At 38.9% G+C, this 9,548-nt stretch carries 9 protein-coding genes; 8 read left to right on the top strand and 1 reads right to left on the bottom strand.

Annotation, left to right across the window (positions count from 1 at the left end; translation table 11 throughout):
• The coding region (locus tag ACNKXV_RS03635; protein WP_417906326.1) for a T9SS type A sorting domain-containing protein at nt 1-1,500 on the top strand (1,500 nt) is incomplete at its 5' end.
• A 69-nt stretch (nt 1,501-1,569) separates the two neighbouring features.
• Here ACNKXV_RS03635 and ACNKXV_RS03630 read toward each other — a convergent pair.
• Nucleotides 1,570-2,712 (bottom strand): acyl-CoA dehydrogenase, encoded by a 1,143-nt coding sequence (locus ACNKXV_RS03630; RefSeq protein ID WP_417906325.1) that lies wholly within the window; start codon nt 2,710-2,712, stop codon nt 1,570-1,572.
• Between the two features lie 92 nt (nt 2,713-2,804).
• On the opposite strand from ACNKXV_RS03630, the gene ACNKXV_RS03625 reads away from it, so the two are divergent.
• The 7 genes from ACNKXV_RS03625 to ACNKXV_RS03595 all read left to right on the top strand — a co-directional run bounded on the left by ACNKXV_RS03625 (nt 2,805) and on the right by ACNKXV_RS03595 (nt 9,396).
• A complete protein-coding gene (locus tag ACNKXV_RS03625; protein WP_417906324.1) occupies nt 2,805-3,869 on the top strand; it encodes an anhydro-N-acetylmuramic acid kinase in 1,065 nt (354 codons plus the stop codon).
• 65 nt (nt 3,870-3,934) lie between these two features.
• Nucleotides 3,935-5,161, top strand: a complete 1,227-nt coding sequence (locus ACNKXV_RS03620; RefSeq protein WP_417906323.1) for a Glu/Leu/Phe/Val dehydrogenase dimerization domain-containing protein — start codon at nt 3,935-3,937, stop codon at nt 5,159-5,161.
• 112 nt (nt 5,162-5,273) lie between these two features.
• Nucleotides 5,274-5,975 carry a MotA/TolQ/ExbB proton channel family protein gene (locus tag ACNKXV_RS03615; RefSeq protein ID WP_417906322.1) on the top strand — a complete coding sequence of 234 codons (702 nt, stop codon included), beginning with the start codon at nt 5,274-5,276 and terminating at the stop codon, nt 5,973-5,975.
• Between the two features lies 1 nt (nt 5,976).
• Complete coding sequence (locus ACNKXV_RS03610) at nt 5,977-6,369, top strand: ExbD/TolR family protein (protein WP_417906321.1); 393 nt, start codon at nt 5,977-5,979, stop codon at nt 6,367-6,369.
• 9 nt (nt 6,370-6,378) lie between these two features.
• Nucleotides 6,379-7,194 carry an energy transducer TonB gene (locus tag ACNKXV_RS03605; protein ID WP_417906320.1) on the top strand — a complete coding sequence of 272 codons (816 nt, stop codon included), beginning with the start codon at nt 6,379-6,381 and terminating at the stop codon, nt 7,192-7,194.
• A 30-nt stretch (nt 7,195-7,224) separates the two neighbouring features.
• Nucleotides 7,225-8,415 carry a bifunctional folylpolyglutamate synthase/dihydrofolate synthase gene (locus ACNKXV_RS03600; RefSeq protein ID WP_417906345.1) on the top strand — a complete coding sequence of 397 codons (1,191 nt, stop codon included), beginning with the start codon at nt 7,225-7,227 and terminating at the stop codon, nt 8,413-8,415.
• 147 nt (nt 8,416-8,562) lie between these two features.
• A complete protein-coding gene (locus ACNKXV_RS03595; RefSeq protein WP_417906319.1) occupies nt 8,563-9,396 on the top strand; it encodes a hypothetical protein in 834 nt (277 codons plus the stop codon).
• Nucleotides 9,397-9,548 lie beyond the last annotated feature (152 nt).

Raw genomic sequence — 9,548 nt, 5'->3', positions numbered from 1 at the left:
GCAAATGATGCAGGAACAGGTAGTCCATTAACAATATGTGGCGATGATTCTACAGATTATAATCTTCGTGATTACTTAACTGGAGAAGATGATGGTGGAACCTGGACCGGCCCTGATGGTGCGTCCGATGGAATGTTTATGGCCGGAACAGATACTGCAGGTACATATACCTATACAGTAGATGCTGACGGAGATGGACCATGTCCTGCGGATTCAGAAGATGTAGTGGTTACTTTGATTCCGCTTCCTGAAACTCCGGACACTCAGATCATACAAGCAGACTGTCAGCCTGGATCCAAGGGTTCTGTAGCATTATCATATCTGGATCCTGATATTACTCAGTTTTACTATAGATATAAGCTGGATGAGGCAGGAGATGATACGTGGAGCATTTGGACCTTATATACTGGGGCAATTGCTTTAGGTCAAGCAGATTATGATTTTGAGGTGAAATATACTGAGGATGGTTGTGTTTCGGAGGATTTTCCAATCACTATTGACCGTCCGCTGGATGTTGTATTAACATTGGAACCTTCTGTTACTCCGGTGATATGTGAAACAGGTTTAGGATCGATAGAGATTCTTAACGCAGCTGTTTTAGGATTAGATAAAATGAATTATACTGTGTTCAATCAGGCAAATCCAGGAGTTCCGTTAGCCAGTTATGATTATGTGAAATATCCTGCTGGTGGTTTTAGTCTTGCGCCTGGTATATATCTCATTACTGCTGTTAGTAATAATGGTTGCGAATTTGGTAGTACTATTCAGACTTTAGTCGAACCAATTTGTCAGGAATTCGAAGGTTGTACTTTAGGATACTGGAAAAACCATACAGATAGATGGGAATGTTATTCAACCTGTACCCTTTATTCCGAAGTGTTCGGAGGGGAAGGTGTAACGGTGCCAAGTGCATTACAGGGTAAAACCCTTTTAGAGGTGCTTAATTTAGGTGGTGGCGGAGTTTATAACTTAGGACGTCAATCTGTGGCAGCATTATTAAATACCTGTCATAGCGATGTGAATTATGAAATTGGAAGCACAGAGGCTCTTATTGCCTATGTGAATGCCAGTCTTAAAAATAATCCTGGAGAGGCAGGAAGTATTCTGGATGCATTTAATAATGCGGGTTGTACGCTTGGTGGAACCAGAGCTACAACAGATCCGTTTCCTCTAAATATTTGTGGAGCTCCAGAAGTTTCAAAACCTGGAAAAGGAAATGGTAAAAAATCAGCTTTAACCAGCGGATTCAAAGCTTCACCGGTTCCATTCAAGGATAAACTTTCTATCCAGTATGATTTCGATTATGTATCTGATGTTAATATTCAGGTATATGACTTAAGAGGTCAGTTGTTGAAAACTTATAAGGATAAGAAAGTGACCAAAGGAGATGTGAAAGATCTGGGAATAGATTTCAGAATGAAAGCGAATCAGATTTATATCCTGAGGGTTCAAACAAATCGTGAGGTGTTTACACAAAACATCATTTCAGCGAAGCGTTAGATAAATAATTAATCCAAAAAGAAAGAGCAGCCATGTGGCTGCTCTTTTTATTTAAAAACTTTAAGAGGTTTAGTCTTTAAGTATGCTTCTTGAGATAACGATCTTCTGGATCTCTGAAGTTCCTTCATAGATCTGAGTAATCTTAGCATCTCTCATTAATCGTTCTACGTGATATTCTTTTACATATCCATTTCCACCGTGTACCTGTACAGCTTCCACAGTTACATCCATAGCGGTTTTTGAAGCAAGTAGTTTCGCCATTGCACCGGAAAGATCATAGTTCTGTCCCTGATCTTTATCCCATGCAGCTTTCATCACCAGGTGACGGGCAGCTTCAATTTGAGTGTGCATATCGGCCAGCTTGAAAGCGATAGCCTGATGATTACAAATTTCGGTTCCAAAAGCCTTACGTTGCTTAGAGTAATCTTTAGCAAGTTCATAAGCCCCGGCAGCAATTCCAAGAGCCTGAGCGGCAATTCCAATTCTACCACCGGAAAGGGTTTTCATGGCGAATTTAAAACCAAATCCATCTTCTCCAATTCTGTTTTCCTTAGGCACCTTAACATCGTTAAAGTTTAAGGAGTGTGTATCACTTCCTCTAATCCCAAGTTTTTGTTCTTTTGGTCCAATTTCGAATCCTTCCCAGCCTTTTTCAACTATAAAAGCGTTGATCCCTTTGTGTTTCTTTTCTTTATCAGTTTGTGCAATTACCAGGTAATAATCTGCAGAAGATCCGTTGGTAATCCAATTTTTAGTTCCATTCAAAATATAATGATCACCATTGTCGATCGCAGTGGTGCGTTGAGAAGTAGCATCACTTCCGGCTTCAGGTTCTGAAAGGCAGAATGCCCCAAGTTTTTCACCGGTAGTTAATTTTGAAAGGTATTTTTTCTTTTGTTCTTCATTACCAAATGTATCCAGTCCCCAGCAAACAAGAGAATTGTTTACAGAGATCATTACAGAAGCAGATGCATCGATCTTAGAAATTTCTTCCATTGCCAGAACATAGGATATAGTATCCATTCCGCCACCCCCATACTCAGGTGATGCCATCATTCCAAGAAATCCAAGTTCACCCATTTTCTTAACGAGTTCCTTTGGAAATTCCTGCTTCTCATCTCTTTCGATCACCCCTGGTAATAATTCTGCATTTGCAAAATCACGGGCTGCATCACGTATCATTAAATGTTCTTCTGTAAGTTTAAAATCCATCTGAAAAGAAATTTGTAAAAAACTGATTTTTGGACGGCAAAGATAGCTTTTTGATACCTATTTTTCAATTGATATTGATTATTTTTACGAATATGGAAAAAAATGAGTTAAGGTTAATTGGGGTAATGTCCGGCACTTCTCTGGACGGAATCGACCTTATACTTACTCAATTCAGTTTTGAGAGTGAAATTAACTTCAAAATTATCACTGCAGAAACTTTTCCTTATCCGCAGGAATGGAAATTACGACTTTCTAATGCACTAAACCTGAGTCCGGAAGACCTTAATGTGCTGGATAATGAATATACCGAATATCTGGCTGAAGTAATAAATCAATTTATTATTTCAAATGACATAGATCTCCTGGATGCGGTTTGCAGTCATGGGCACACGGTTAAGCATAAACCTAAAAAAGGCATTACTTATCAAATTGGAAATCTCCCCAAACTTGCTAAACTAATTTCTGTACCTGTAGTATGCGATTTTCGCGTTCAGGATGTGGAATATGGCGGGCAGGGAGCTCCTTTGGTTCCTATAGGAGATAAATTATTGTTTGCGCAATATCAATACTGTATAAATCTTGGTGGTTTTGCTAATATTTCTGAAGAAACACCTGCAGGGAGAATTGCCTATGATATATGTCCTGTAAATACTGTCCTTAATCATTATATGCGGAAATTAAATCAGGAATATGATGATGGGGGAAAGCTGGCAGAAACAGGGAAATTATGTGAAGATTTACTGAATTCTCTCAATGCCCTTCAGTTTTATAAAAAAAGCCCTCCAAAATCTTTAGGGATTGAATGGGTAACTAAGGAGGTTTTTCCTCTTATTGATAGTCATGATCTGTCTATACCCGATATTTTGCACACTTTTGTTGTTCACGCGGCAACTCAAATTGGGCGTAGTGTGGATAATTCTGCGGAGTCGAATGTGCTGTTAACCGGGGGAGGGTGTTTCAATGAATTTTTGATTGAACAAATTAGAATAAGGTCTAATTGTAATTTTATAATTCCAGATGATCAACTGGTTAATTTTAAAGAAGCCCTAATCTTTGCATTTTTAGGCGCTTTGAAATTAAGAGAGGAAGTTAATGTTTTAAGTTCTGTAACCGGAGCTAAGATGGACCATTCTTCCGGATATTATTATGAACCATGAAAATTTTGGCAATTCCGTAAAGGAGGCTGCTTTGTTTTTTATATTTGCTTTAAAATATTCCAAAAATGAAAGAATTACTCAAAGTATACGAGAATAAAGAACCTGAAATCGTTTTTAACTGGAAAGATTCTGAAACTGAGGCTGAAGGCTGGACAGTGATCAACTCTTTAAGAGGTGGAGCTGCCGGTGGAGGTACCCGAATGAGAGTTGGATTGGATCAAAATGAAGTTTTATCCCTGGCAAAAACTATGGAAGTAAAGTTCACGGTTTCCGGCCCGGCGATTGGAGGAGCAAAATCTGGAATCAACTTTGATCCGGCCGATCCTCGTAAAAAAGGTGTTCTGGAACGTTGGTATAAAGCAGTATCACCTTTACTAAAAAGTTACTATGGAACCGGTGGTGACCTGAATGTAGATGAAATACATGAGGTTATTCCAATCACAGAGAACTGTGGAGTTTGGCATCCTCAGGAAGGAGTGTTCAACGGACATTTTAAACCTTCTGAAGCAGATAAGATCAATAGAATTGGACAATTAAGACAGGGTGTGATCAAGGTTCTTGAGAATACTCATTTTTCACCGGACACTAGCCGAAAATATACCGTTGCCGACATGATTACCGGTTACGGAGTGGCTGAAGCTGTACATCACTACTACGAAATTTATGGTGGAGATATTAAAGGTAAAAGAGCAATAGTTCAGGGATTTGGAAATGTAGGATCTGCAGCAGCTTATTATCTGTCTCAAATGGGGGCTAAGATTGTTGGTATAATTGACCGCGCCGGTGGATTGATCAATGAAAATGGTTTCAGCTTTGAAGAAGTAAAGCAAATGTTCCTTGATAAAAAAGGAAACACTTTGAGCCATAAGGATATGATCCCTTTTGAAGAAGTAAATGAAAAAATATGGAAAATGGACGCAGAGATCTTTGCTCCGTGTGCCGCCTCAAGACTGATTTCTAAGGACCAGATCACTAATCTAATCGATAGAAAACTTGAAGTTATTTCCTGTGGTGCAAATGTTCCTTTTGCCGATAAAGAAATTTTCTTCGGTCCTATTATGGAATATACAGATGAGCGTGTAAGTTTAATTCCCGACTTTATTTCCAATTGCGGAATGGCCAGAGTATTTGCTTATTTTATGGAAAGAAGAGTTCAAATGACAGATGAGGCTATTTTTAATGATACCTCCATGACCATAAAGAACGCAATTCAAAATACTTTCGATAACAACAGCGAGAAGACCAATATTAGTAAAACTGCTTTTGAAGTTGCCTTGAAGCAACTTGTTTAAAAGTTTTTTTAAACATTTTCATACTCTCGTTCAGGCGAGCTACCGTTTAATTAAATTTGGTTTACAATTAAACCCGCATTAGTGCGTTACATTTAAAAACCCAATAATACATATGCTTAATTTTATTCAGCAGGACGAGGTGGCAGCCGCAACTCAGGCAGCAGAGCCCATCGTGGAAGAAAAAACATTATCACTTTTTGATTTGATGTTTAGTGGAGGGCTGGGAGGCCAGATTATTATTATCATTTTGTTTGTGCTACTATTCGCTGCAGTCTATATCTATTTTGAAAGATTGTTTGCGATTAAAGCTGCAAGTAAAGTAGATAAGAATTTTATGCTTCAAATTAAAGACAGCGTCCTGAACGGGAATATTGAGTCTGCAAAAATAAGATGTGCTCAAAGTGACTCTCCTGTTGCCAGACTTACGGAAAAAGGTATTTCGAGAATTGGAAGTCCGCTGGAGGATATCAATACCGCCATTGAAAATGCAGGTCGTCTTGAAGTTTATAAACTTGAGAAAAACGTTAGTATTCTTGCTACAGTTGCAGGTGCTGCGCCAATGATTGGATTCCTGGGGACTGTAATAGGTATGGTTCTTGCTTTCCATGAACTGGCTACCAGTAGTGGACAAGCTCAAATGGGAGCGCTGGCAGAAGGAATTTATACCGCTATGACTACCACCGTGGCCGGATTAATAGTAGGTATTATTGCTTATATAGGTTATAACCACCTGGTGGTGAAAACCGATAAAGTTATCCATCAGATGGAAGCGACAGCAGTAGATTTCCTTGACCTGTTAAACGAACCAGCTTAGTATGAATCTTAGAGGAAGAAACAAAGTAAGCCCGGAGTTTAGTATGAGTTCGATGACAGATGTGGTTTTCCTGCTGCTTATCTTTTTCATGCTAACCTCGCCGGTGATTACGCCAGAAGCCCTGGATTTAATACTTCCGAAGGCAAAAGGGAAAACTACCAGTAAACAAACCCTTTCGGTGAGTATTACTAAAGACCTTCAGTTTTATATTAATAGCGAAAGGATTAGCGCAAGTTCTCTTGAGTCTACATTGAAGAGCAAGCTAAATGGGGAAGAAAACCCTACAATAATATTAAGGGCAGAAGAAGGAGTGCCAATAGAAAAGGCAGTGAATGTAATGGATATTGCAAACCGTAACAATTATAAAATTGTTCTTGCGGTAAAACCCGAATAGCTAAAAGAAATGCTGGAAACAAAACACGAGAAGAAGTCTTTAACTATTACTGTAGTACTACATTTAATACTTATACTTCTGTTGATTTTTTTCGGTATGACTTATCTGGACCCACCGCCGGAAAGTGGGATAGCAATTAACTTTGGAACTTCTGAAGTTGGTTCGGGAAATGAACAGCCTAAAGAACCTGTAAAATCTGCTCCTCAAAAAGCCGCTGCTCAGCCTGTAAAGTCGGAGCCGGTAATAGAAAAAGAAGTAGTTACTCAAAATAATGAGGAAGCTCCTGTTATTGAAAAAAAGAAGAAACCAACTCCGGTTGAAACCAAACAACCTGAACCTCCAAAGGAGGAGCCTAAACCTGTAAAGAAACCAGATCCTAAACCGGATAAATCTACTAACGATGCGCTTAGTAGTATTTTAAATGGTCCTGAAAGATCAGGAACCGCTACCGGAGGAGAAGGAAATGATAACAGGGCAGGGGATAAAGGAAGTCCGGATGGTGATAGAAATGCCAGTTCATACTACGGGCAGGGTGCAGGTCTGGATGGAGATGGAAATTACAGACTTGGTGGAAGGAAAGCCCTTAATAAGGAAATTTTTGTCCAGGAATGTAATGAATCTGGAATCGTTGTTGTGAAAATCGTAGTTGATCAAACCGGCCGCGTGGTTAGCGCTCAGCCCGGGATGAAAGGAACTACCAATAGTGCAGCATGTTTAACCGAACCGGCGAAAAGAGCTGCTATGGCTACCAGGTTTAACAGCGATCCCAATGCACCTTCTCAACAGGTTGGGACCATTATTTATAATTTTAAACTTACCGAATAATTGAAGTCTTATCAAGATACTGTTGAATGGATGTTTCAGCAGTTACCCATGTACCAAAGCGTGGGCAAAACTGCTTATAAAAAAGACCTTTCCAATACCCTTAAGCTTTCTGCTCATTTAGGGGATCCGCATGCCAGTTTTAAGAGTGTACATATCGCCGGGACCAATGGAAAGGGCTCCGTGAGTCATATGCTCGCATCTGTATTTCAGGCTGCCGGGTATAAAACAGGGTTGTATACTTCCCCACATTTAAAAGATTTTAGGGAGAGAATTCGAATTAATGGTGAGGTTATTCCTGAAGAGAACGTGGTAGATTTTATCCGGAATAACAAGAAGTTTTTGGAAGCAAATCAACTTAGTTTCTTTGAAATGAGTGTGGGAATGGCCTTTGATTACTTTGCAAAGGAGAAAGTGGATATTGCCATTATTGAAACAGGTCTTGGTGGCAGATTGGATTCAACCAATATCATACAGCCTGAATTATCTGTGATTACCAATATAGGATTGGATCATACTGCTTTTCTTGGAAATACCCTGGAATTAATAGCTACAGAAAAAGCCGGGATTATTAAAAATGCTATTCCGGTCGTTATTGGAGAAAAACAGCCGGAGACAGAAGGTGTTTTTAAAAATATTGCTCAGGATAATCACTCTTCGATTGTATTTGCTGATGATCTGAAATTTGAAACTTGCGAATCAGATCTTAAAGGGGATTATCAGGAAAAAAATATAAAAACCGTTTTGGCGGCTATTAATTTGTTGAAGGATCAAGGTTGGAGCATAACTGATGATCAACTAAAGGCTGGCCTGAATCTGGTTAAAAAGAATACAGGGTTGCGGGGACGATGGGATATTTTACAAGACTCTCCAAAGGTGATTTGCGATACCGCTCATAATAAAGAAGGATTGCGGTATGTGCTCACTCAACTAAAGAGAGAATCCTTTCAGCATTTACACATAGTATTAGGAGTGGTAAACGATAAGGATCTTAATAGTATTTTGCCTCTATTTCCAAAAAATGCAACTTATTATTTTGCCAAACCTGATGTTCCTCGTGGATTAGAAGCTGATTTATTGGCTGCAGAGGCTGCAAAACATGAGTTGTATGGTGAAATCTTTCCCTCGGTCAGTTCTGCGTTAAATACAGCTTTAAACTCAAGCAATGCTAATGATCTCATCTTTGTTGGCGGCAGTACATTTACCGTGGCAGAAGTTATTTGAGCCTAATGTCAGTATACATTAAGATTTAGTCTATATTTGTAAAAGACTGTATTACAGTTGTTAACGTATTTACAGACTGTATTCTCCCTATTCTATTTATGAGTTGATCTTTTGCTATGATATTATTCACCAAAAATTTCAACCAAAATGAAGACAATTTTTAGATTATCCATGTTGGTATTATTCCTTTCAATTCCGAAAGGGGTTTTTAGCCAGGACACCACCAAACAAGCGAGTCAGGATTTCCAGCCTGTATATGTTACAATGACAACAGCTCACTGGAGCGAGGATCCCGATATTGATTTTAAGGATTGGCTTGCAACAGAAAAGGAATACTTCCAGAAGGTTACAAGTAAAAATGAATTAATACTTAATTCAGGCTTTTATACGCATTATTTTACTCCCGATAATTCTGAAGTAATCATGGTAAGCGTTTATAAAGACTGGGGCGATATTGAAAAGGCAGAGAAGAAGAATCAGGAATTGCTTAAAGCTGCGTGGCCTGATGAAGCAAAAAGAAAAGAGTTTCTGGATAAACAGAGCGCTTATTATAGTGCAGACCATAAGGATGAAATTTATCAAACGATGAATTATAGCATTCAACCTCCAAAAAATACCGGTACCACTCCGCGAATTTTCTATGTTCGGTCAAGTAATCTGGCTATGGATGGTCAGGGAACTCCCGAGAAGTTTCGGGAATACTTTGAGAAAATCACTAAAAATGCCAAAAGCCTTAAAGGCTATTATACTCATAGACATTTATGGGGCTCTAATAGCCGAGAGATGAATGAGGTTTTTGTGTTTGATAAACTAGCCGATATTGAAGCTTTTTTTGACGAAGAACAGAAGTTAGTAGAATCAACCTGGACCAGCGAAGAGGAGCGGGAGAAGTTCATGGATGAAATGGGTAAGAGTTTTACGGGAAATCACGGTGATTATATTTACCGGAGTGTACCTGAATTACTAAAAAGCAATCAGTAATAAACTGATGCAAAGCCACTTAAATATAGCTTGAGAATTTAAGCAACGAAGGGGCTTGAGCGTGATTAAAAATAATTTTATTTTTAAGTGAAATTGTTTTGCGTAATTGAAAATGTAGTCTATATTTGCATCCGCATTCACGCAAGGGCGCG

It is taken from the genome of Christiangramia aquimixticola (assembly GCF_048285835.1).
GTDB lineage: Bacteria > Bacteroidota > Bacteroidia > Flavobacteriales > Flavobacteriaceae > Christiangramia > Christiangramia aquimixticola.
Note: the sequence above shows the minus strand (reverse complement) of the source record. Positions and strands in the feature narration are given on the sequence as shown.

Excerpts from the sequence above, each read along its gene's own strand:
- ACNKXV_RS03630 (WP_417906325.1), bottom strand. The coding sequence starts at position 2,712 with ATGGATTTTAAACTTACAGAAGAACATTTAATGATACGTGATGCAGCC.
- ACNKXV_RS03625 (WP_417906324.1), top strand. The coding sequence starts at position 2,805 with ATGGAAAAAAATGAGTTAAGGTTAATTGGGGTAATGTCCGGCACTTCT.
- ACNKXV_RS03620 (WP_417906323.1), top strand. The coding sequence starts at position 3,935 with ATGAAAGAATTACTCAAAGTATACGAGAATAAAGAACCTGAAATCGTT.
- ACNKXV_RS03615 (WP_417906322.1), top strand. The coding sequence starts at position 5,274 with ATGCTTAATTTTATTCAGCAGGACGAGGTGGCAGCCGCAACTCAGGCA.
- ACNKXV_RS03610 (WP_417906321.1), top strand. The coding sequence starts at position 5,977 with ATGAATCTTAGAGGAAGAAACAAAGTAAGCCCGGAGTTTAGTATGAGT.
- ACNKXV_RS03605 (WP_417906320.1), top strand. The coding sequence starts at position 6,379 with ATGCTGGAAACAAAACACGAGAAGAAGTCTTTAACTATTACTGTAGTA.
- ACNKXV_RS03600 (WP_417906345.1), top strand. The coding sequence starts at position 7,225 with ATGTTTCAGCAGTTACCCATGTACCAAAGCGTGGGCAAAACTGCTTAT.
- ACNKXV_RS03595 (WP_417906319.1), top strand. The coding sequence starts at position 8,563 with ATGAAGACAATTTTTAGATTATCCATGTTGGTATTATTCCTTTCAATT.